The sequence below is a fragment of the Methylobacterium sp. D48H genome, from assembly GCF_053345715.1.
The window spans coordinates 17,660-36,697 of record NZ_JBKFAP010000028.1; the positions used below are offsets into that span (position 1 = coordinate 17,660).

General features: G+C 67.6%; 27 protein-coding genes and 1 tRNA gene. 11 read left to right on the forward strand and 17 right to left on the reverse strand.

The genetic code is table 11. The features are described 5' to 3' along the window. Window positions 1-69: 69 nt before the first annotated feature. From ACLBX8_RS27205 to ACLBX8_RS27215, 3 genes are read right to left on the reverse strand one after another with little or no spacing between them, the layout of a single operon-like run. Entirely contained in the window at window positions 70-2,559 is a 2,490-nt protein-coding gene (locus ACLBX8_RS27205; RefSeq protein WP_447700209.1) for a hypothetical protein, read from the reverse strand. Beyond that, window positions 2,549-2,683 (reverse strand): hypothetical protein, encoded by a 135-nt coding sequence (locus tag ACLBX8_RS27210; protein WP_447700210.1) that lies wholly within the window; start codon window positions 2,681-2,683, stop codon window positions 2,549-2,551. Before ACLBX8_RS27210 ends, ACLBX8_RS27205 begins: the two co-directional genes overlap by 11 nt. Beyond that, window positions 2,680-3,270 carry a hypothetical protein gene (locus ACLBX8_RS27215; protein WP_447700211.1) on the reverse strand — a complete coding sequence of 197 codons (591 nt, stop codon included), beginning with the start codon at window positions 3,268-3,270 and terminating at the stop codon, window positions 2,680-2,682. Before ACLBX8_RS27215 ends, ACLBX8_RS27210 begins: the two co-directional genes overlap by 4 nt. Window positions 3,271-3,512: 242 nt before the next feature. Between ACLBX8_RS27215 and ACLBX8_RS27220 the strand changes: the two genes are divergently transcribed. After that, window positions 3,513-3,800 (forward strand): hypothetical protein, encoded by a 288-nt coding sequence (locus ACLBX8_RS27220; protein WP_447700212.1) that lies wholly within the window; start codon window positions 3,513-3,515, stop codon window positions 3,798-3,800. A gap of 9 nt (window positions 3,801-3,809) precedes the next feature. On the opposite strand, the gene ACLBX8_RS27225 is transcribed toward ACLBX8_RS27220, so the two are convergent. The 3 genes from ACLBX8_RS27225 to ACLBX8_RS27235 all read right to left on the reverse strand — a co-directional run bounded on the left by ACLBX8_RS27225 (window position 3,810) and on the right by ACLBX8_RS27235 (window position 5,047). Next, entirely contained in the window at window positions 3,810-4,001 is a 192-nt protein-coding gene (locus ACLBX8_RS27225) for a hypothetical protein (RefSeq protein ID WP_447700213.1), read from the reverse strand. 124 nt (window positions 4,002-4,125) lie between these two features. Next, the gene (locus ACLBX8_RS27230; RefSeq protein WP_447700214.1) at window positions 4,126-4,392 is read right to left on the reverse strand and encodes a hypothetical protein; all 267 of its coding nucleotides are present in this window, start codon (window positions 4,390-4,392) and stop codon (window positions 4,126-4,128) included. Next, complete coding sequence (locus tag ACLBX8_RS27235) at window positions 4,379-5,047, reverse strand: hypothetical protein (RefSeq protein WP_447716124.1); 669 nt, start codon at window positions 5,045-5,047, stop codon at window positions 4,379-4,381. The genes ACLBX8_RS27230 and ACLBX8_RS27235 overlap by 14 nt, the downstream gene beginning before the upstream one ends. Window positions 5,048-5,547: 500 nt before the next feature. Here ACLBX8_RS27235 and ACLBX8_RS27240 point away from each other — a divergent pair, with 500 nt between their 5' ends. The 5 genes from ACLBX8_RS27240 to ACLBX8_RS27260 all read left to right on the forward strand — a co-directional run bounded on the left by ACLBX8_RS27240 (window position 5,548) and on the right by ACLBX8_RS27260 (window position 7,277). Beyond that, complete coding sequence (locus ACLBX8_RS27240) at window positions 5,548-5,733, forward strand: hypothetical protein (protein WP_447700216.1); 186 nt, start codon at window positions 5,548-5,550, stop codon at window positions 5,731-5,733. Continuing rightward, entirely contained in the window at window positions 5,730-6,059 is a 330-nt protein-coding gene (locus tag ACLBX8_RS27245) for a DUF6522 family protein (RefSeq protein ID WP_447700217.1), read from the forward strand. Before ACLBX8_RS27240 ends, ACLBX8_RS27245 begins: the two co-directional genes overlap by 4 nt. A 92-nt stretch (window positions 6,060-6,151) precedes the next feature. Continuing rightward, on the forward strand, window positions 6,152-6,343 hold the full coding sequence (locus ACLBX8_RS27250) for a hypothetical protein (RefSeq protein ID WP_447700218.1): 192 nt from the start codon (window positions 6,152-6,154) through the stop codon (window positions 6,341-6,343). A gap of 227 nt (window positions 6,344-6,570) precedes the next feature. Further along, the gene (locus tag ACLBX8_RS27255; protein ID WP_447700219.1) at window positions 6,571-6,939 is read left to right on the forward strand and encodes a hypothetical protein; all 369 of its coding nucleotides are present in this window, start codon (window positions 6,571-6,573) and stop codon (window positions 6,937-6,939) included. A 98-nt stretch (window positions 6,940-7,037) separates the two neighbouring features. Next, the gene (locus ACLBX8_RS27260; protein WP_447700220.1) at window positions 7,038-7,277 is read left to right on the forward strand and encodes a hypothetical protein; all 240 of its coding nucleotides are present in this window, start codon (window positions 7,038-7,040) and stop codon (window positions 7,275-7,277) included. Between the two features lie 63 nt (window positions 7,278-7,340). Here the strand turns inward: ACLBX8_RS27260 and ACLBX8_RS27265 are convergent, their stop codons facing one another. The 7 genes from ACLBX8_RS27265 to ACLBX8_RS27295 all read right to left on the reverse strand — a co-directional run bounded on the left by ACLBX8_RS27265 (window position 7,341) and on the right by ACLBX8_RS27295 (window position 11,338). After that, window positions 7,341-8,492: an AAA family ATPase gene (locus ACLBX8_RS27265; protein ID WP_447700221.1), complete on the reverse strand. Its 1,152-nt coding sequence runs from the start codon at window positions 8,490-8,492 to the stop codon at window positions 7,341-7,343. Then, window positions 8,492-8,725, reverse strand: a complete 234-nt coding sequence (locus ACLBX8_RS27270) for a hypothetical protein (RefSeq protein ID WP_447700222.1) — start codon at window positions 8,723-8,725, stop codon at window positions 8,492-8,494. The genes ACLBX8_RS27265 and ACLBX8_RS27270 overlap by 1 nt, the downstream gene beginning before the upstream one ends. Next, window positions 8,722-9,153 carry a hypothetical protein gene (locus tag ACLBX8_RS27275; protein WP_447700223.1) on the reverse strand — a complete coding sequence of 144 codons (432 nt, stop codon included), beginning with the start codon at window positions 9,151-9,153 and terminating at the stop codon, window positions 8,722-8,724. Before ACLBX8_RS27275 ends, ACLBX8_RS27270 begins: the two co-directional genes overlap by 4 nt. Next, window positions 9,150-9,356 (reverse strand): hypothetical protein, encoded by a 207-nt coding sequence (locus ACLBX8_RS27280; RefSeq protein ID WP_447700224.1) that lies wholly within the window; start codon window positions 9,354-9,356, stop codon window positions 9,150-9,152. Before ACLBX8_RS27280 ends, ACLBX8_RS27275 begins: the two co-directional genes overlap by 4 nt. A gap of 3 nt (window positions 9,357-9,359) precedes the next feature. Next, entirely contained in the window at window positions 9,360-9,566 is a 207-nt protein-coding gene (locus ACLBX8_RS27285; RefSeq protein ID WP_091928138.1) for a helix-turn-helix transcriptional regulator, read from the reverse strand. Between the two features lie 129 nt (window positions 9,567-9,695). Continuing rightward, window positions 9,696-10,136, reverse strand: a complete 441-nt coding sequence (locus ACLBX8_RS27290) for a hypothetical protein (protein WP_447700225.1) — start codon at window positions 10,134-10,136, stop codon at window positions 9,696-9,698. Continuing rightward, window positions 10,133-11,338 carry a tyrosine-type recombinase/integrase gene (locus ACLBX8_RS27295; protein WP_447700226.1) on the reverse strand — a complete coding sequence of 402 codons (1,206 nt, stop codon included), beginning with the start codon at window positions 11,336-11,338 and terminating at the stop codon, window positions 10,133-10,135. Before ACLBX8_RS27295 ends, ACLBX8_RS27290 begins: the two co-directional genes overlap by 4 nt. Window positions 11,339-11,498: 160 nt before the next feature. On the opposite strand from ACLBX8_RS27295, the gene ACLBX8_RS27300 reads away from it, so the two are divergent. The 5 genes from ACLBX8_RS27300 to ACLBX8_RS27320 all read left to right on the forward strand — a co-directional run bounded on the left by ACLBX8_RS27300 (window position 11,499) and on the right by ACLBX8_RS27320 (window position 15,016). After that, a tRNA-Thr gene (locus tag ACLBX8_RS27300) sits at window positions 11,499-11,568 on the forward strand. Between the two features lie 282 nt (window positions 11,569-11,850). Then, window positions 11,851-13,065 (forward strand): ABC transporter substrate-binding protein, encoded by a 1,215-nt coding sequence (locus ACLBX8_RS27305; protein WP_447700227.1) that lies wholly within the window; start codon window positions 11,851-11,853, stop codon window positions 13,063-13,065. Between the two features lie 17 nt (window positions 13,066-13,082). Then, window positions 13,083-13,841 (forward strand): SDR family oxidoreductase, encoded by a 759-nt coding sequence (locus ACLBX8_RS27310; protein ID WP_447700228.1) that lies wholly within the window; start codon window positions 13,083-13,085, stop codon window positions 13,839-13,841. A gap of 324 nt (window positions 13,842-14,165) precedes the next feature. Continuing rightward, window positions 14,166-14,423, forward strand: coding sequence for a NepR family anti-sigma factor (locus tag ACLBX8_RS27315; RefSeq protein ID WP_042671734.1), 258 nt, complete (start codon window positions 14,166-14,168; stop codon window positions 14,421-14,423). After that, window positions 14,420-15,016 carry a sigma-70 family RNA polymerase sigma factor gene (locus ACLBX8_RS27320; RefSeq protein WP_020094385.1) on the forward strand — a complete coding sequence of 199 codons (597 nt, stop codon included), beginning with the start codon at window positions 14,420-14,422 and terminating at the stop codon, window positions 15,014-15,016. Before ACLBX8_RS27315 ends, ACLBX8_RS27320 begins: the two co-directional genes overlap by 4 nt. 32 nt (window positions 15,017-15,048) lie before the next feature. Here ACLBX8_RS27320 and ACLBX8_RS27325 read toward each other — a convergent pair whose 3' ends face one another. The 4 genes from ACLBX8_RS27325 to ACLBX8_RS27340 form a co-directional block, all read right to left on the reverse strand. Further along, window positions 15,049-15,582 carry an isochorismatase family protein gene (locus ACLBX8_RS27325; protein ID WP_056529984.1) on the reverse strand — a complete coding sequence of 178 codons (534 nt, stop codon included), beginning with the start codon at window positions 15,580-15,582 and terminating at the stop codon, window positions 15,049-15,051. A gap of 303 nt (window positions 15,583-15,885) precedes the next feature. Beyond that, a complete protein-coding gene (locus tag ACLBX8_RS27330) occupies window positions 15,886-16,788 on the reverse strand; it encodes a tetratricopeptide repeat protein (protein ID WP_447700229.1) in 903 nt (300 codons plus the stop codon). Window positions 16,789-17,135: 347 nt separating this feature from the next. Then, window positions 17,136-18,152 (reverse strand): asparaginase, encoded by a 1,017-nt coding sequence (locus ACLBX8_RS27335; RefSeq protein ID WP_447700230.1) that lies wholly within the window; start codon window positions 18,150-18,152, stop codon window positions 17,136-17,138. A gap of 119 nt (window positions 18,153-18,271) precedes the next feature. Further along, a complete protein-coding gene (locus ACLBX8_RS27340; RefSeq protein WP_447700231.1) occupies window positions 18,272-18,844 on the reverse strand; it encodes a hypothetical protein in 573 nt (190 codons plus the stop codon). Window positions 18,845-19,038 lie beyond the last annotated feature (194 nt).

Consider the following 19,038-nt stretch of genomic DNA (forward strand, 5'->3'; position numbering starts at 1 on the left):
TCTGCGACCACATTCTCGCCACAAAATCTAAAGTTGCAACTGCTCAGTTTGCGGAGGCGTGCGGCGTGGTTACCCACGTTCCGCCGGAGCCATCGTCCGCCCCCGGCTCAGCACCACGTCCTTGAACAGGTTGCCGGAGGCCGAGGTCCGGACGTTCGTGTCTGGCCCCGGTCGCTGCACGACGACGCTGACGCTGCCGTTCGCCTCAACCTTCTGGCCACCCACGACACCGGCACGAGCGGCAGAGGCGTCGAGGCGGCCTTCGCCCTGCTGCATCGTCTCGAAGGCTTTCCTGGCCTTCTCCCGTGCTGCCCAGCCTTCACCATCGGCACCACCACGCAGACGGCTGGCGTCGTCCATAGTCAGCCCAGGCGCATCCTTCATGCTGTTGGGCTTGAGGATGCGGGGTGTGCCATTCGGCAGGAAGTCAGGGTCGTTCGATGAGATGCGGGGTCGCTCGCCGATCGGCGGGATGCTCGCAACCGGCGCTCGCTCACTGCGGGCGAGCGCGCCTCGAAGCGCCGGATTATAGTTCGACCAGTTGCGGATCCCGCCGTTCCGCAAGAGGTGGAGAGCCACGCGGGTCTGCTCTTCCAGGCTACCGGACATCGCGTTGGGCGCCGTGATCCCGAGGCCCGGAGCGATCCGGCGCCAGTTCGAGTTCAGCATCTGGTAGTAGCCCTGTGCGGTGTAGCCCTTGGCCTGCATGGGGTCGACGCCGAGGCGCTTACCCATGTAGTTCATCTGGTTCTTGCCGCCGCCCTCGTACTTCATGATGAGCCCGAGCGTGTTCCGCTCATCGGCCGTCATCGGAACCGAGTCGGGAATTGCCGGTGTTGAGCCCCGGCCGCCGCCGATCCCTGGCAGTCGCGAAGAGTCTCCGCCCATGCTGGTCGCCCGCCCGCCAGCGCCAGGCTTGTAGCCGAGGCCGGGGATCGTCCCGTCCGGAAGTATCGGCACGGTGTCGCCGCCCGTATAGCCCGGAACGCGCCGCATCAGGTATCGCCTGAAACTCTCGCGGGCGGCGTTGCGCTGAGCCTCGGGGATGGGGCCCGTTCCTCCAGGTCCGCCGTAGATCCTGGCGCCGCCGAGCGAGGCGGCCTGGATGCGGGCGCCCCCGAACAGCTCGTCGGCGTCTAGAGACGATTTCTGCGCGGTCGCATCTTTGCCGTTCTGCTGCTGCTTCAGCTGCTCGCTCAAGCCGTCAACCGACTTCCGCAACCGCTCGGTCGACTGCTCGTAGTCCTTCTGCCGTTGCTCAGGCGTCCGAGCCTTCAGGCGGCTCAACTCGGCCTCGGCGTCGGCCAGCTTCTTCTCTGCAACCTCCGGCGTGTCGAGCAGGCCCATGCGCTGCTGCGTCCGACCGATCAGGTGCTGAGATGCATCCCGCGACACGTCCCGCAGCTTGCGCAGCCTGTCGACGTTCTCTTGGGCATTGATCTCGTCGTCACCCAGCATCGGAGCGAGCCGGCGGGCGAGCGGGCCACTACCGCCGTCGAGGTGGCGCAGCGCTTCGGCCGGCTTGCCCTCGTTGAAGCTTTTGATTGCCGCAGCGATCTCCTTCACGCTCTCGGCCAGCGGCTTCACCAGCATCGTCGTGCTCGTGAGCATCTGCTCGGCGCTCTGGCCGGCGGCCTTCCAGTCGATCTTGCCCAGCTCGTCGCCGATGTCGTGCATGCCCTTCCGCACGCCGTCGATCAGATCCTTCCGCTTGCCGGAGGCGATGTCGTCGATCCACGTCGCGAACCGCTCGGCCGGCCCCATCAGCTCGGAAGCGATCGTCGTCCCGATCCGTGACATGGAGGAGCGCAGGTCGGCGAGCGCCCGCTCGTACCGCTCGGCGGACTCGACCATCTTCGGATCAAGTGGCCCGAGCTTTTCCGCAGCCTTGGCGTTCAGGTCCCGGATCGCGCCGAGGTGCCTATCCCCGAGCCGGCCCAGATCCATGTTGCCGAACAGCTTCTCAGCGAAGCGACCCCGATCCACCGCGTTGGGGATCTGCTCCATGAACTCCTCAGCCATCTTCAAGGCATCGTCGTTGTTCTTCGAGCCTTTAAGCTTGATGGCAAACTGAGCGACCACCTGGTTCTGCGATTGCAGGAAACCCATGGTCTCGCCGACGCCCCGGCGAATGTCTCTCATGTTCGTCGCAAAGCTTTTCGCCGCGGCAGCGGACGCATCGCTGGAGATGCCAAATTTGCCGCTTACTGACTGGAACACTCGAAGCTGATCGGCAGCCATCGAGGTCTCGCGGCCGAGCTGCCCGAGGCTCGACAAGCTGCTGCCCAAACTGTTCAGGGCGTTCACGACGCCGGCCACTGCCACGCCCGTGCCGAGGCTCGTGACGCCGATCGCGGCCAGGGCGGGGTTGAGAACGGTCTGGGCGGCCTGCCCGGCTGATCTGGCTGCACTCTCAACCTTACCCAAGCCCTTTGCGAGGTTCTCGCCGTGCGCGGCCCCCTGGCGGCTGGTGTCGAGCAGCTGGGCTCGGAGGGCCTTCAGCGGACCGGAGAACCGGTCGACAACCTCGGCCTGCATACGGAGCGTTTCATCGGCCATGGGCGGTCACCTTCTGCCACTGAGAGCCGTTCCATCGGAGCTTGATGCCGAACAACTCGCGGACCTCGCCGATGCGCGGCGGGTCGTTGGAGGGGATGGGCTGAGAAGTCAGCTGATCGGTCATGCGGCTGCTTTCGCGGGCTCGCGCCAGTAGGCCGTGCCGGTGAACCACGCATCGAGCGCATCGAGGTCGAGCGGCACGCCAGTGGCCTTGGCGAGCGCGGCCCAGTCCGCCTCCGCGAAGTCGAGGCCTAGGCTTTCCAGCGCTCCGTAGCCGTTGGCCGTATCTGGGTGACCATGCTGGGCCAGGAACCGGGCAGCGATGCCATCCGCCTCGACGGCAACGGCCTGGTCGAGCCCATAGGCCACCTCTAGCGGCGCGCCGAACTCCAGCGCCATCCGGGCGGCGAAGGGGCCGATCGCGCGGATCACCTCGGCGAGGCCGGTGTGCGCCAGCGCCAACGGATCGCGAGCTGGCGGTGCATCCAGAACTGGATCGGCCTTCGCCGGGAGCTTCTGAGCGCTTGGACCCTTGGCCTTGCCTCCGCGGTAGGTTTCCGCCCGGCCGCCGAGCAGCTGCTCCGACGCCTCGACGTTCACCAGCCCGTCGACCGTCAACACGATGCTGCCCTTGGCCTCCCAGCGGCCGACCGTCGAACGGTTCACACCGTGACGGCGGGCGAAGGCTGCTCTGGTTTCAGTCGTTGCCATGTTGCGTGTGCCTGTTGCACGTGACGTTGCGCGTTGCATGCTTTTGGCCGACCGCACCTAGACAGAAGCTTTGCTCGGGCGGGCCCTCGGGCCTGACCACCCCTGGGAAGGACCCTGGGAACTCGCATCAGGGCACCCTCCGTGCGGAGATCCCCGTTGGGTCCCACCGGCTCATGGGCCTCAGGGCGCTGCGGAGCGGCGCGTGCTAGACTGCTCTGACCGACGAACCGATGGAGGTTCCGATGGACATGAAGCAGTCGCTTGAGCTTGCGGTCCTTGTCATCGCGGCGATCGCGATAGTGGCCAGCTTCTTCAACATGCTGACGCGAGAGCGTCGCGTGCGGGTCGGCTACATCTACAACGGCAGCGGTAGTGGCGGAGAGGGGAGCTACGGCGGCTCGAACCCTTCGACAGACACTGGCTCGTCTTCCGGCGGTCATGGTGGTCATGGCTGCTCGGCTGGCGGCTTCTCCAGCGATGGGGGAAGCTGCGGCGGTGGAGACGGCGGTGGTGGTGGTGGCGGCGACTGACACCGTCATTCACCTCACCCCTGCCGATCGCCAGGCTGCGTCACGGGCTGCGACCTCCTCTGCGGTCTCGTGCAGCAGGTCAGGCCGGATCGGCGCCTGCTCCATGTTGCCGACGCCGTGAGCATCACCGTGATCGATGGGCGTGACTTCGATGACCGGCACGTCGGTCTCCACGGTGGTGTCGGGCTTGGTGCTGGCCATTGTCTGTGTCCGTGTGCTGCTCTTCGGCTTGAGAGGGGTTGGCCGCGCCAGCGGACAGCACACGCTGGCGCGACCGTCCCTCGACCCAGGAAACCGCATGCAACCTGGGGAGCTGGTGAAGGGGTTAGGCCACGCGTTTCCAGCGTGAGCCGTCCGCTGCATAGCGTTCGGAACCGACCGTGAAGGATGAGCCGGGGGTGTGCAGGTCGCGTCGGGTCTGCTCGACAGCGGACCGGGTCTGCGTGCCCTTGGCCTCGTCCTGGAGGTTCTGAGCCGACCAGGCTGCGATGCGTCCGGCCGAATTCAGCTTGCGCTCGGGGGTCGTCGGCTCAGGCTTGCGAAGTGTGCGACGGGCCCACGCGGCGCCGTCTTCGATCTCAGAGCGGGTCATGGATGATCCTGTAGGGAAGCGGGGCAGCGACCTCGCCCCAGATGAAGCCGGCGTCGTTGCCGAGGGCGGGCAGCTTGACGCGACTGGCGATTGAGCTGTGCGGCTGGTCAGCGCTGTCGCTCCAGCTGCAACGGGGCTCGCCGGGCGGGACCGGATCGGCGCCGTCGGGCAAGGCGAAGTTGGCAGCCTCGATCAGCGCGGCCCGCTCGCGGATCTTCTCCAGCACCGGAACCAGACGCTTCGCCTCGCTGACGTACTCCGTCGCCAATTTCTCGACCTCGGCGGAGGCCTTCATGGCCTTGCGATGCAGATCCTTGCGGCGCTTTTGCTCGGCCTCGTGAGCGGCCTTGGCCTCAGCCTCGGCAAGCACCGCAGCGGCGTGCTGCACCTCCAGCTGGTCCAGCCGGATCTTGGTGAGAGCAATACGGTGGTCGAGCGCAGCGACGTCGTCGGAGGTGCCGTTCAGCAGTACGTCGGACCGGCTGGCTTCCAAGGCCTCGCGCTCGACCTGGGCGGCGACGCGCTCAGCGGAAATCTGCGTCGAGCTAAGAGGCGCATCCAGCACCACCGGCTTCAGGTCAGGCCGACTGCGGCCGAGGCTGACGTACGACGCGACGTGCCGGTCCTGGCGAATGTTGGCGATCGGGAGGTTCAAGCTCACCTCCCTCAAGCTGCACGAGCGAGGGCGGGAGCGGCCGGCGGAGTGCGGGGGCCGTCGTCGGGACCGAGCCGAACACCGTGACGGGCGAGTTGCGCGCGAAGGCTCTGCCGCGTGAACTCGCTCATGGTCTGGCCGCGCTGGCGGGCCGCGGTCTCCACCGCTCGGGCGAGATCGGTCTCGACCTTCAGCCGGAGCAAGGCGTCTCGTCGGAGAGGATTGGTCATGATGTGGCTACGCCTCAATCACTGCGTAGCTAGAACGATGGATTACATGATGCGCCGCGGCAAGATGCTGCCGTAGCTATCTAAAATTCGCTCGCCGACGCTTTGTCGGCCTTAGTTATGGAGCGTGATACTTCGTTATATCCAATGCGGGATACTCATGCTAATTTGTCGCACCATTGAATTCTGTTTCCCATTTCTGGTCCGAAAGCTGCGCCGCGCAGTGAGCGGTGGGATAATTTCCGCAAGCTCAACCATTGGAAGGAATTCGTTATGAGCGCGCACATCTATCCAAACGTGAACACAAGCTCGGCAAGCGGAGCGGCTGCCAACAAGCCGACTCACCGGTGGGGGGAGAACGTCAACTCGGGCGATCAGCTTCCCAGCCCATACCTGCTCGGTATCGCACTCTCGGGCTCGGCGGTGGCGTGCCTGCTGATCCGGTTGATCATCGGGTGAACGCCACGGCCTGCCTCAAGCCTAGGCGCGCCATCGTCACTCGCTGCCTCGCAACCGCTGCCGAACTGATGAAGGGCTGCCCCATGAGGCTCACCTTCGGACATCAGGGCGATTGGATCGTCGATCCCCGCGAACTGGCGTTGTGTCTCGGCGTCAGTGCGACGGACTTGAAGCGCATGGAACGCCAAGGCCAGGTCGATGCGCGGATCAAGGCCGGCAGCAGCGAGGATGCGGGTCAGACGCTGGTGACTGTCCGCCTCCCCGACAGAGGTTGGCGCGGCACCTTCGACCGGAGCGGCGCACTTATCACCGAGGATTTCTGGTGACGCTATCGCGCCGGCAAATCGCACACTACTGATTGAGCGATGTACTTGCGGCCGAGCGGCCAGATCGGCATAGCTCGGCCATGACGTCTGACGTGCCACACCCCTACTCAGTCACCATTGAGCCTCTGAAGAAGCCGGAAGGCCATTTTGGTTGGGCGCTGCGCCGAAGCGGCAAGCTCATCGAGCGCTCGGACAGGGCCTTCACCACTGAGGACAAGGCTTTCGAGAACGCCTTGCGGGCGATCGAGAACGACACGAAGCCGAGTGGCGGCGGGCGGCGCTGACTTACCCTTCTCTCGGCTTTGGTTGGCTCGATGGGTGAAGCGGCACAGGATTGCGACCTTCGGCTGCCTGCCGGTTCGTAGACCGCACCGCGTCCGGCACAGGGCAGCGAACAATTCGCCCCTTTGCTCAACGATCGGCATGGCCCGCTCCTTGCACCCGCACACTCAGTATCCGCGTCACGAACACTGATCGGTTGCGTCATCTGTTGCCCGCTCAGGAGGCTCCGATGCCGTTTTTCTATCGAATGATCGCCAAAGCGTTCGATTTTGTTGTCGGCGGCGCTAATCATCGTCAGGGCGATTTGCCGCCCCAAGAAGAGGAATTCCCGATTTTCAAAAACAAACCTGATATCGGGAATGCTTGCTTTGATCGGGACTACGCGGGGGCCATCAGAATACTCAGAGATCGATTGGATCTCAAATTTCCTGATGGGCAGTACGCTCACCGGAGGTTGCGGATGAGTATTCCCCACAATCACGCCGAGGATCGTGCTCAAGCCGTCGACACGATGTCGACCGTCGTCGCGACAGCCCTGCGGAACGGCGCTAGCGTGAAAGAGGCGGCCGAAGCCGGCGCAGCGAGCGTGGGGATCTGAGGAAAGGCGATAGTCCTACCGGTCCGCCATCGCGACCCGTCGTCCGCTGCCCGATCGCATCCTGCTGCGTTGTCCCTTCCGAACCGCAGGAGATGCCCATGGCCTACGTGACGATCGAGAAGGATGGCGAGCCTTGGATGTTCTGCCATTCGACCCATGAAGGCGAAGTCGAAAAGCAAATCAGAGCCGCAAGCCTAGAGGCGCCTACCGCCACCTTCACGTCTCGACCTTCGACGCCGATCGAGAGCCAGCACTGTGCGGATGCCATGGATGCGCAGGGCGGCGTGGTCGAGGATCCATTCAAGTTCTTCGCCGTGCCGGTGGTCGACGACGCCTGAGGCGATTGTTGGAGGTGGGTCACCAAGCCCCCATAACATCGATAACATGGTAACAAGTCTGGCTCAGTCATCGTAGCCCTCCCCATCGTGAGAGCGCCGATAGACCCCCGGATTTGTTATCTTGTTATCGTTGTTACGGGGATATTGGCTGTTACCGATGTCGGCGCGGTCGGGATGGCGGTAGCGCCCGCGGCCGCACTTCTCGATCTCGCCGGCCTTGACCATCTTGAAGAGCAACTGCCGGATGTTGAGGTTCGGCATGCCGGTGGCGTCGGACAGATCGATCGGCGACATCGATGCGTCGGCTTCCAACAGCACGCTGAGGATCGTGCTACGCTCGTCCGTCCGGCGGACGTCTGTGGCTTCACCTTGAATGAGCCAGCGGCAGGACTCCTTGTCGAAGATGACTGCGCTCTCGATCTCCTCAATGTCACGACCGCGGCCGTAGAGCGTCGCACCGTTGCTGTCCCGGTCGAGGATCAAGGCGGTGTCTGCGGCGCCGGAAAGGCCGAGCGTGCCGGACACCTTCTCGAATGGGTCGCTCTCGGCACCGGACTTCCGGGTGTGATGCACGACCACGATGGCAATGCCGTACTCGCCCGCGAGGCCCTGCAGCCCTTTGATGGCGGCATAGTCAGCCTCGTACAAGGACTCGCTGGAGCCTCGCACCGGCTTGAACATGGCCAGCACGTCCACGATGACGAGGCGCGGGTTAGCCTTGGACTTGATCCACTCGCGGATCCTGTCGAGGCCGCCCTCGTTGGCACGCGGCCACTCAGTCGCGTACTCGAAGGCGGCAGGCCATTCCTTCGCAAAGGCGCCGAGCACCTTGTCGATGCGACGCTGGAGCCGGCGCCGGTTGTCCTCCAAGGCGAGGTACAGCACGTCACCCTGCCTGCAGGCGATGCCGCCGAGGCAGTCGCTCCCGATCGCCACGGCGAGACCGCTCTCCAAAACAAGCCATGATTTGCCGAGCTTAGGCCGCCCCGCGAGGAGCGTGCAGCCCTCCGCGATGTACCCAGGCACGACGTACTGGATGGGCGGGAAAGTCATCCGGCGCAGGTCGGCCGCGTTCTCAATGCCCAAGTGCGGCGGCGGTGTTTGGGATTGGCGGCTACTCGCCTTCCGCGGCGTTTCGTAGGGGTCTGGGCCGGGCCAACCGTGATAGGCGTCCGACGGATCCGACTCTGGATGGTTGTATGCGCGCTCGGACATCAGGCGCCTCCGCGCAAACTGGTGGACTTGAGCAGCGCCGTCGCGTCCGCAGCGCTGGCGAGGGCGACGGCGGCTTGGCGCAGCGCGTACCGCAGACCGCGGGCGTCACCGATCGACGCCATCTCGGTGGCCATCCTGGCGTAGCTCTCGGCAATCGACGCGGCCTCGGCGACGGCGTCGAAGGTGTGAGCGGTCATTGCCGCCCGATCGGGATTTTGGATTGGCGCGTTCATGCCGCGCCTCCCTGATTTTGGAAGGCCTGTATCGCCCAAGTGAACCGATCCTCTGCCGCCGACAGGTGCGCGGTTAGCGCGTTCATCGCGGCGACACCGGCGCGAGCGTACTCGCGGTCGACGAGGTCGGGCGTCGTGGTGACGCCCCTCCCGACCTCCTGGGCCATGCCAATCAAGCCCTGAGCGACGAAGTGCGGCGCGAGTAGCAGCGGCTCGCCGTCGACCTCGACCGTGTGGCAGGCATCCTTCCGGTGCTTCAGCAGCGCGGCCTTCAGCAGGCGGCGCAGGTCGCGTGGCATTGCGAGGGCTGCCAGCAGCTCCTCGTGAGCATGCCAAGGCATGTCGGGGCCATCGGTCGGCCCGCGGAAGAAGCGGACCGTAATGGCGTTGATGGTAGCGGTGTGAATGGGGGAGGCGATCGCGATCATGCGCGGGCCCTCCAGCTGTCGACTGCGGGATAGGCCAACTCGGCGATCGTCGCCGCCACAGACGGCGTCAAGCCGAAGCGCTTGGCGAGCGTGGATGCTTGAAGAGCGAGGGGCTTCGCGGTATCTACGAGTTTGTCAGCCGCCACAGCAGACAATTCGAGACCCGTCATCGCCCCGCGCGATGCGCGGGTTTCTTGCTTCATGGCCTACGCGGCCTCCTTCACCGAAAGGCGAGCGTCGAAGCGGTCGAGTGTTTCCTCACTCCAGAGTCGCCGGCCATTCACGATCAGATCGGGCTTTGGGAAGTCGATCTTCCCATCATGGATCCAGCGCCACAGACCCATCTCAGAGATCCCGCCATAGCGACGGCGGACCTGGGTCGCGGTGCAGTAGAGCTTCTGTCGTTCGCTCATCTTCACACCTCCAAACGCGCGCGAACTCTCGCGCCGCAAAGCAAACATGCTCGCGGTCACCGCGGATTGCGAAGGATTTAAAATCGAATTTTATGGAGTAATAATCAGCTGATATGGAGAGAAATTCGGCTATTTTCTCTCCACGGCTGATCCGAAGCGCTTGCGGTAGGCTCGCTCTAGACGGCGGGCCTTATTCTCTTCCGCAAAGCTGCCCTTTGCGGAACTGGCGAATTTGCGAGCGATCGGCAGGATTTTTTTCGCTCCGGTTGAGAGTATTTCTCTATGCATTGCGGCGACCAGCGCTGCATCTTCTGGGTATTGCGCACCGGGAGGACGTCCCCGCGAACGCTTCTTAGGCTTCGATGGCTCAACGCCAGACTGACCACGTTGGCCTAGTTGCATTCTTTGTCTAATACTGAACTCTTTGAGATCTTCCCGCAATTTGCGGATATGCTCCGGCGGTGACTGCTGAAACGCCTCTAACTGCCGTCTAAGCTCCTGCATGCGCGGCGTTTGAGCAAACGCTCGCACCTGCTCGGCCAACGCCTTCATGTCGGGCTTGTCGCTCACCGAGCCTCCTTGCCGACGATCGCCTCGACATGCGCCGCCCACGCATTCAGCGCCGCCCGCTTCTCATCCGCAAAATGGTGGCGCTGATAGATCCCGGTCACACCCCCGAAAGAGCCGGACGTGTGGTTCAGGACCTTCTCAATCACCGGCAGATTAGCTCCGAGCCGCGCCATGCCCGAAGCAGCGGTGCGGCGCAGGTCGTGCAGCACCCATGGCGGCGCATCCGGTACGGCGTCGTCGAGGCGCTTCTTGATCTTGCTGAAGCCGGAAACTGGCGTCTCGCCCGTAGTGGTAAACACAAGTCCTCGGCTGCCCGCGATGCGGCGGACCCCGGTAAGCACCGTCACAGCCGCGTCGGAAAGCGGCACGTCGTGCGCGATCCCGTTCTTCGCCCGCTCCTTCGGGATCGTCCACAGCCGCGCATCGAGGTCGACCTCGCGCCACGTCATCTGGCCCACCTCATCGCGGCGCTGGGCGGTGAGCGCCAACAGCTTGATCAGCGCGCCGAACGGCTCGTTGAGCCGATCGCAGGCCCGCAGGATGGCTCGCAGCTCGTCGTCGGACAGGACGCGATCCCGGCTCTTCTCCGCCGTCGGCGCCTTCACCTCCGCGCAGGGATTTGCGACGATCACGCCGCGCTCGACCAACCAGCCGAACATGCGCCGTACTACCGCGAGGGTACGGTTAGCCGACACGGGCGCACCACGGTCGACGATGGCATCCATCAGCTCGACGACATCGCGCTTGGCGATCTCCTGCACACGGCGAGCACGCCAGAGCGGCAGGACATGGGTCGCGAGCAACCGCTCGCTCTCCCGCCAGGTCTGCTCCTTCGTGTTGGCCTTGGCATAGCGCTCAATGAACAGCGCGGCCGCAGCGTCGAACCGATCCCGTGCCGGTCCAGCTAATTCGCCAGCTAAGCGGCGCGCCTCGGCCTTGTCGGCAGCCGGGTCGCGCCCCGACGCGACTGCCACGAGAGTGCGCCGAGCAATCTCACGAGCGTTCGCGAGATCGATGGCTGGGTAGCGACCGAGCGTGTGCTTCCGAGTCCGACCGCCGGCACGGTAGCGAACGGCCCAAGACTTCACGCCCGACGACTGGCAGATGAGATAGAGGCCGGGGATCAGCCCGTCCGGGACCTCGGCCCGGACCGGTCCGCCCTTCAAGGCCTCAATCCCTCTGACGGTGAGGGCCTTCGGCATGACCTCGCTCCGAAACCGCTGGCCTTCTGAGGGTATCACCAGGGTAACACCCAAGGCACGTTTGGCCCTGTTAGGCTCCGTGATTAACACTAGCCAACACTCCGGAAAAAACAAGCTTCTACAACGGCTTGCAAATGCCGCGCGCTGTGAGGCTGTGTTAGGCTGCGAGATGGTATTTCGTCGGTTTTGTAAACCGAAGGTCGGGGGTTCGATCCCCTCCGCCGGCACCACGACATTCGATCGCCGAGGCCGGGCCTCGCGCCCGTGGGGCGTGACCGTCGCCCGGCACAGCGCGCCGGCTGAGGCCGCTCCACCGCGCCGATCTCGATGTCGCGACGGGCCGGTCTCGGGCGGGCGTTCCGGCCCGATTCCGTCAGCACCGCCGCCGCGACACATCCGGCACCGGCCTGTCTCACCGCTCCCGGGTCCGGTCGCGGACCGCTGCTTGACGCTGGGATGCCAGCGTGCCCTCCTGGCCGAAAGACAGAAACTGCCGCGGAGGACGGTCTGCCATGGCGTCGATCCGGAGTTGCGTACTCTCGGTCGCGATCGGCTTCGCCGCGCTCGCCGGGCCGGCCGTTGCCGAGCCGATCCGCGTCAAGGTCGGCGTCCTCAACGACATGTCGGGCGTCTACGCCGATACCGGCGGCAAGGGCTCCGTCGTCGCCGCGCAGATGGCGGTCGAGGATTTCGCCAAGACCGAGCCGGGCGTGCAGGTCGAGATCGTCTCGGCCGACCACCAGAACAAACCCGATATCGGCGCCGCCGTCGCCCGCCAGTGGTACGACCGCGACGGCGTGGACGCGATCCTCGACGTGCCGACCTCCTCGGTTGCGCTGGCGGTGAGCCAGGTCACCCGCGAGAAGAACAAGGTCTTCATCGACTCGGGGGCCGGCACCACGGAGTTGACCGGCAAGCAGTGCTCGCCGAACACGATCCAGTGGACCTACGACACCTACGCCCTGGCGCACGGCACGGCCGGCGCCATGCTCAAGCGCGGCGGCGACACGTGGTATTTCCTCACCGCCGACTACGCCTTCGGGCTCTCCCTTCAGAACGAGGCGAAGGCCGTGATCGATACGGGCGGCGGGCGCGTATTGGGCGCCGCGCGGGTCCCGTTCCCCGCCACGGACTTCTCCTCGTTCCTGCTGCAGGCGCAGGCCTCGGGCGCGAAGGTTGTGGGTCTGGCCAACGCGGGCGGCGACACGGTCAACGCGGTCAAGCAGGCGCACGAGTTCGGGCTGACCGACGGCGGCCAGAAGCTCGCCGCCCTGCTGATCTACGCCGTCGACGTCCACGCGATCGGCCTGCAGACCGCGCAGGGCCTCGTGCTGACCGAGTCGTTCTACTGGGATCTCAACCCGGAGACCCGGGCCTTCTCGGAGCGCTTCTACCCGCGCAACGGCAACAGCATGCCGACGATGAACCACGCGGGCGTCTATGCCGGGCTCCTGCACTACCTGAAGGCCGTGGCGGCGACGAAGTCGACGGACCCGCAGAAGACCATGGCCTGGATGAAGGCCAACCCGACCGAGGACCCGCTGTTCGGCAAGGGTGTGGTCCGAGCGGACGGGCGCAAGATCCACCCGATGTACCTGTTCGAGGTGAAGGCGCCGTCCGAGTCGAAGGGCCCGTGGGACCTCTACAAGGTGCTGGAGACGATCCCCGCCGAGCAGGCCTTCCGCCCCCTCGCCGAGGGCGGCTGCCCGCTCGTCGCCAAGCCGTAGGGCGGGAGCCGAAGGCCATGATGCGCGCGCTCGAAGGGCAGGTCGCCTGGGTGACGGGGGCCGGATCCGGGATCGGGCAGGCGGCCGCCGTCGCGCTGGCGCGGGCCGGCATGCGGGTCGCGCTCACCGGACGAGGTCAGGAGGCCCTCGCGCGCACCGCGGAGATGGTCCGCGCGGCGGGCGGCGAGGCGCTGGTCGCCCCGGCCGACATGGGCGTGGCCGACGACGTGCAGCGCGCCTGGGAGGCGGTTCACGCCGCGTGGCGGCGCTGCGACCTGCTGGTGAACGCGGCGGGCCTCAACGTGCCGCGGCGCGGCTGGAGCGAGATCACGCCGGCCGGCATCGACGCCGTGGTCGGCGTCAATCTCAACGGCCCCTTCTACGCGGCGCGGGCAGTGCTGCCGACCATGCGGGCGCAGCGGAGCGGCCTGATCATCCACGTCTCCTCCTGGGCCGGCCGCTACGTCTCCAAGCTGACGGGACCGGCCTATTCCGCCGCCAAGCACGGGCTCGTGGCGCTCTCGGAGAGCCTGAACCAGGAGGAGTGCGGGCACGGCATCCGGTCCTGCTGCATCTGCCCCGGCGAGGTCGCGACGCCCCTCCTCGACAAGCGGCCAGTCCCGGTCACCGCGGAGGATCGCGGGCGCATGCTCCAGCCGGAGGATCTCGCCGAGACGATCCTGTTCGTCGCCCGCCTGCCGGCCTCCGTCTGCGTCAACGAGATCCTGATCAGCCCGACCTGGAACCGCGGCTATCTCGAGGGCGTGAAGCTCTGAGCGGGGCCTTCGCGGCGCGCCCGGCCCGGGGCGCGGTGCGCTCATCCCGCGTTCAGGCACGGAGGACGAGTGTCGCCACGGCCAAGCTAAAGCCAAGTATTTCTGAATTGTATCTGAGACTTTATGGACTAAATTCGGCGCAAGCTGGGCTATTTCAAGATTAAAATTGGATGAATGCGGGGTTCAGAACCGATTAAATCCGTCGCGCCTACCAGCGCTGCCGGAAGGCGATGAGACGCGTCTTCGCCGAACCGATGGGGACAACGGTCCGGCGGACCGCCGGGCCCCTCGGGGCCCCATCGCGCACGACCGGGGGGCGCGACCATGTCAGGGACCGAGGACGATCCAGGGATTCCGGGCTCCGCCGGCGCGGCGGACCCGGCCGGACCGGGCGCCGCGGCCGCGTCACGCCCGGTGCCGGTCGGCGGACCCGGCCGGCCGATCGACGATGGCGCGCGGGACCGGATCGGGCGCGGCCTGCGCCTGCACTACGCGGGCGTCCTGGCCCTGCCGATCCCGGACCGGCTCCGGACGCTGCTCGACGAGCTCGCCGCACACTCCGACACGGAGGCCTCGCGATGACCCTGATGCTGCAAGCCGCCCCCGCGGGGAGCGGATCCGGTCCGGCCCCCCGGGGCGCCGACGCGGAGATGCGCGACCTCCTGCTGGGGGCGATCCCGGCGCTGCGGGCCTTCGCGTTCTCGCTGACCTACGACCTCGACCGCTCGGACGACCTCGTGCAGGACACGCTCGTGCGCGCCTGGGTCAACGCCGCCAGCTTCCGCCGCGGGACCAACCTGACCGCGTGGCTGTTCACGATCCTGCGGAACCTGTTCTACTCGGAGCAGCGCAAGCGCAAGCGCGAGGTGGAGGACGCCGACGGCCTCCATGCCGGGCGCCTGACCGCCCTCCCCGAGCAGGAGATCCGGATGGAGATGGCGCAGTTCCAGAGCGCGCTGAACCGGCTGCCGCCGGCCCAGCGCGAGGCGCTGGTCCTGGTCGGCGCCCAGAGCTTCACCTACGAGGAGGCCGCGGCCATCTGCGGCGTCGCGGTGGGCACGATCAAGAGCCGGGTCAGCCGCGCCCGGACCCGCCTGATCGAGGTGCTGGGCATGACCGGCACCGACGACATCGGACCCGACCCGCAGACCCGCGCGGCCCTCGACGGCTCCTGAGGCGCGCGCCGCGGCGAGGACCGCCGCGGTGCCTACTTGATGAGCCTGACGACGTCGCGGAACCGCCTGTGCCGCGCCGTGCCGAGCCACTCGAACGCCACCATCTCGGTCGTGACGATCTCGGCGCCGTGGGCCGCCATCCGGGCGAGCGCGGCCTCCCGGTTCTCGATCCGCCGCGAGCCCACGGCGTCGGCCACCACGGCGACGCGGCGGCCGGACTCGCGCAGCCCGAGAACCGTCTGCAGCACGCAGACATGCGCCTCGCAGCCGCTGACCACGAGGTCGCGGTCCGCGGGCAGGCGCTCGAGGAAGCCGGGGGTTCGGGTCGCGCCGAAGCTCATCTTCGCGAAGGCCGTCCCGGGCTCGGGCGCCAGGGCCGGCACGGTCGGCCCGAGGCCGCCGGCATTCTGCTCGGTGACCAGGACCGGGACGTCGAGCAGCTGCGCGGCGGCGAGGAGGCGGCCCGCATTGGCGACGACCCCGTCCCCTTCCGCGATCGTCGGCATCAGCCGGACCTGAACGTCGATGACGAGGAGGAGCGAGCGGGCGGGGTCGATCAGCGGCATCGATGTCTGGTCCCTGCGGACGGGTCGCGTCGGAGACGGAGGGGGCCATCCTGGCCCCATCCGAGCCGTATCCTCGCCCCATTCGGCCCGGTGGGGACCGCGCCCGCCGGCATGACACGTGCGCGCCCCGACCGCGACCCCGCCCAAGAGCCGTTCCCGATCGTTTTGCGACGGTTGGGAAGGGCGGCAACTCCGGTCCCGGCAGCCGCGCCAGGGCCCCTCTCTCTCGCGGAAGAGGGCACCGGTGCCTCGTTCGGCACGGGCCCGGCGATCACCTCCGTCCCGAACCGACAGGGAACGGCTCTAGCGGAGCGCGATGTCGCCGGGGACGTTCGCGGCCGCGGCGCCGCCGGCGGCCTTCTCGAACCACCGCCGGGCGGCCTCGAAATCCTGCTTCACCCCGCGACCGTTGACGTAGAGGAAACCGAGATTGTTCATCGCCTCCGCGTGGCCGGCGGCGGCCGCCTTCTCGAACCAGCGGCGGGCCGCGGCGGCGTCCGTCTTCACACCCTGGCCGTTCAGGTAGAGGCTGCCGAGGTTGTTCATCGCGTCCACGTTGCCGCCGGCGACCGCCCGCTCGAACCAGCGGCGGGCCGCGGCGGCGTCCCGCTTCACGCCCTGACCGTTGAGGTGCAGGCTGCCGAGGGCGTTCATCGCGTCAACGTTACCGGCGGCGGCGGCCTTCCCGAACCAGGACGCGGCCGCGCCGTAATCCTGCCCGACGCCCTGACCGTTGGCGTAGAGTAGGCCGAGATTGTACAGGGCCGACGCGGCGCCGGCGGCCGCCGCCTTCTCGTACCAACTGCGCGCGGTGGCGTAGTCCTGCGTCACGCCCTGGCCGGCATCGTAGAGGCTGCCGAGGTTGTTCATGGCCTCGGCGTTGCCCGCCAGGGCGGCCTTCTCGAACCACGCAGCCGCGGCGGCGTAGTCCTGCTTCACGCCCTGGCCGTTGTAGTACAGGCTGCCGAGGTTGAGCATGGCGTCGACGTCACCGCCGGCGGCCGACTTCTCGAACCAGCGTCCGGCCGTACCGAAATCCTGCTTCACGCCCTGGCCGTTGATGTAGAGGATTCCGAGATTGTACATCGCGGCGGCGCTGCCGCTGACGGCCGTCGTGGAGAGGCTCCCGGCGGTCTCCGCCTGTGCGCCCAGCCCGGACAAGACCGAGAGCGCCAGAGACATGGAGACGATGGATGTCGCGCGCATGGCCGTGAATCCCTGTGCGGGCACGCGAACCGTCATGCCCTGCGCGGAAGCCGATCCCGAGCATCTTCCGCAATGCTGAAGGCGTGTTCCCGAACCTTCTTCGTCTGCTGGCAGTCTTCCGGGCGAAAAACCCTTCGGCTGGACTGCACCGGACTGATCCTTGACCTATCCGGGCTCGGCGGGACTTTCTGGACCAAATCGCACATGCGGCCCGCATGGCCGGCCGACATCGCCGGCGCGCGCCACGGGCCGCGACAGGGTTCGCGCGCGGCGGGGACCGTCCGGGACGGGCCGGAAGGGGGCGTTGAGGGCTCGGCGGGGCGGGCGACCGGCCCCGGGACGCGTCGCTAGTAGGTCGCGAACAGCCGCGCCACCGCCTCGGGCTCCGCCGTGACGGTCAGCGCCAGGGCGAGCAGGATCCGGGCCTTCTGCGGGGTGAGGTTGTCGGCGCTGAGGATGCCGCGGCTGCGCAGCCGGGTGGTGAGCGGGACCACGCCGCTGCCGGCCCGGGTCGACATCACCACCACGATCCCTGCGGCCGCCGCCGCCTCCAGGGCCTCGGCCTCGCCGGGCGGGGTCATGCCCGGCGCGAGACCGGCCGCGACGAGGCCGCGCGCGCCCGCGGCCAGGAAGGCCCGGACCGCGGTGCCGTCGGCGTCGGCGTACCCGTAGGCGACGTCGACCCGCGGCAGCGCCGGCAGGGTCCGGATGTCGAAGGGCGTGCCCGGCGCGTGCGCCCGCTCGGAGCGGCGGTAGTAGCGGACGGACTCGCCGTCGACGTGGCCGAGCACGCCGAAATCCGGGGTCCGGAAGGTCTGGAGCCGGGCCACCGAGGTCTTGGTCACCTCGCGGGCCGCCTGGATCTCGTCGTTGAGCACCACCAGCACGCCGCGCCCGCGGGAGGCGGGCGCCGCGGCCGTGCGCACGGCCGCCACGAGGTTCAGCTTGGCGTCGGTGGAGAGGGCGCTCATCGGCCGCTGCGAGCCGACCAGCACCACCGGCAGATCCACCGTCAGGGTGAGGCTGAGGGCGTAGGCGGTCTCCTCCAGCGTGGCGGTGCCGTGCCCGATGACGATGCCGGCGAGGTCCGGGTGCTCGGACGCGAGGCGCTCGCACAGCCGGACGAGGTCGCGCCACTCGGCGAACCCGATCGCCGGGCTCGGGACCGCCCGGAACGGCACCGGCACCACCGCGGCGACTGTCGCGAGTTCCGGAACCGCGTCCAGGATCGCGCCGGCCTCGAGACGCCGGTCGGTGGCGGTGTAGTCGAGGATGTCGAGGGCATCGCGGCCGAGGGACGAGATCGTCCCGCCCGTACCGATGAACGCGACCTTGGGCAATCCGGTCCCCGCTCCTGCCGCCATGCCGTCTCTCCCGTGCCTGTCCGGCGCTGTGATGCCGCGTCGCGCGGCCGGGGTCGACCCCGGCCGCGCGCAGGCGGGCGATGCACCGGGCGGGAGGCCCGCCGGGCCCGTCCCCGGCCTCAGCTGCGGAAGTCGAGGAGGAGCGCCGAGACGGCGCCGCTGTTGGCGGTGCCGCTCGCCCCGTAGCCGACGCGGCCCGACTGGCCGCTCTGGAGCTGCTGGATGAAGGTGGACAGCAGGTCGTTCGTCGTGCGCGCCGCGTCGGTGGTCGAGGTCGAAGTCGAGGTCGACGCGGAGACCGACGCCCCGCGCCCGCCGCTGCCCGCAGCGTCCGTCGGCGCCGGGCCGGGCGGGGGCCCGGGCGGCGGGCCGTCCGGGCCGGCGACGTCGCCAGTCCCGTCGCCGGTGGCGTCCGCGCTCTGGGTGCTCCGGCCGTGGCTGGCGAACAGGTTCTTCAGCTCCGTGGCCTGGTCGGCGGTGAGGCTGCCGCTGCTGACCTGATCGGCGATCAGGCCGTCGATCCGGTCCTTCATCGAGGACGGGTCGAGCCCGGACCGGCTCGTCGCGCTGGTCGAGGCAGCGCTGGTCGACGACAGGCTCCCATCGATGCTGCTCAGGGCGCCCGCGAGGGCCGTCGCATCGGTGCTGCTGATCGTGCCGGCCGACAGCGCGCTGCTGATCGTGTCGGACATCCGGGTCTGGGGCGACGCAGGCGGCGACCATCGCTGCGCGGCGAGCTGTGCTGTCGCGGTGGACGAGACGGTACTCATGGGGGGCTCGGGTCACGGATGAGCCGGATTCGCCCGGCGGCGGGTCCGTGTGCAAATTACCCACGCGCTTCATAAGGCCGTGTTTCCGGGATCGCCCGGATCCCCGTCGCGCTGGC

Bases quoted from the DNA above. Each gene is read 5' to 3' on its own strand.
- ACLBX8_RS27205 (WP_447700209.1), bottom strand. From the start codon at position 2,559: ATGGCCGATGAAACGCTCCGTATGCAGGCCGAGGTTGTCGACCGGTTC.
- ACLBX8_RS27210 (WP_447700210.1), bottom strand. From the start codon at position 2,683: ATGACCGATCAGCTGACTTCTCAGCCCATCCCCTCCAACGACCCGCCG.
- ACLBX8_RS27215 (WP_447700211.1), bottom strand. From the start codon at position 3,270: ATGGCAACGACTGAAACCAGAGCAGCCTTCGCCCGCCGTCACGGTGTG.
- ACLBX8_RS27220 (WP_447700212.1), top strand. From the start codon at position 3,513: ATGGACATGAAGCAGTCGCTTGAGCTTGCGGTCCTTGTCATCGCGGCG.
- ACLBX8_RS27225 (WP_447700213.1), bottom strand. From the start codon at position 4,001: ATGGCCAGCACCAAGCCCGACACCACCGTGGAGACCGACGTGCCGGTC.
- ACLBX8_RS27230 (WP_447700214.1), bottom strand. From the start codon at position 4,392: ATGACCCGCTCTGAGATCGAAGACGGCGCCGCGTGGGCCCGTCGCACA.
- ACLBX8_RS27240 (WP_447700216.1), top strand. From the start codon at position 5,548: ATGAGCGCGCACATCTATCCAAACGTGAACACAAGCTCGGCAAGCGGA.
- ACLBX8_RS27255 (WP_447700219.1), top strand. From the start codon at position 6,571: ATGCCGTTTTTCTATCGAATGATCGCCAAAGCGTTCGATTTTGTTGTC.
- ACLBX8_RS27260 (WP_447700220.1), top strand. From the start codon at position 7,038: ATGGCCTACGTGACGATCGAGAAGGATGGCGAGCCTTGGATGTTCTGC.
- ACLBX8_RS27265 (WP_447700221.1), bottom strand. From the start codon at position 8,492: ATGTCCGAGCGCGCATACAACCATCCAGAGTCGGATCCGTCGGACGCC.
- ACLBX8_RS27270 (WP_447700222.1), bottom strand. From the start codon at position 8,725: ATGAACGCGCCAATCCAAAATCCCGATCGGGCGGCAATGACCGCTCAC.
- ACLBX8_RS27275 (WP_447700223.1), bottom strand. From the start codon at position 9,153: ATGATCGCGATCGCCTCCCCCATTCACACCGCTACCATCAACGCCATT.
- ACLBX8_RS27280 (WP_447700224.1), bottom strand. From the start codon at position 9,356: ATGAAGCAAGAAACCCGCGCATCGCGCGGGGCGATGACGGGTCTCGAA.
- ACLBX8_RS27285 (WP_091928138.1), bottom strand. From the start codon at position 9,566: ATGAGCGAACGACAGAAGCTCTACTGCACCGCGACCCAGGTCCGCCGT.
- ACLBX8_RS27295 (WP_447700226.1), bottom strand. From the start codon at position 11,338: ATGCCGAAGGCCCTCACCGTCAGAGGGATTGAGGCCTTGAAGGGCGGA.
- ACLBX8_RS27305 (WP_447700227.1), top strand. From the start codon at position 11,851: ATGGCGTCGATCCGGAGTTGCGTACTCTCGGTCGCGATCGGCTTCGCC.
- ACLBX8_RS27310 (WP_447700228.1), top strand. From the start codon at position 13,083: ATGATGCGCGCGCTCGAAGGGCAGGTCGCCTGGGTGACGGGGGCCGGA.
- ACLBX8_RS27315 (WP_042671734.1), top strand. From the start codon at position 14,166: ATGTCAGGGACCGAGGACGATCCAGGGATTCCGGGCTCCGCCGGCGCG.
- ACLBX8_RS27320 (WP_020094385.1), top strand. From the start codon at position 14,420: ATGACCCTGATGCTGCAAGCCGCCCCCGCGGGGAGCGGATCCGGTCCG.
- ACLBX8_RS27325 (WP_056529984.1), bottom strand. From the start codon at position 15,582: ATGCCGCTGATCGACCCCGCCCGCTCGCTCCTCCTCGTCATCGACGTT.
- ACLBX8_RS27330 (WP_447700229.1), bottom strand. From the start codon at position 16,788: ATGCGCGCGACATCCATCGTCTCCATGTCTCTGGCGCTCTCGGTCTTG.
- ACLBX8_RS27335 (WP_447700230.1), bottom strand. From the start codon at position 18,152: ATGGCGGCAGGAGCGGGGACCGGATTGCCCAAGGTCGCGTTCATCGGT.
- ACLBX8_RS27340 (WP_447700231.1), bottom strand. From the start codon at position 18,844: ATGTCCGACACGATCAGCAGCGCGCTGTCGGCCGGCACGATCAGCAGC.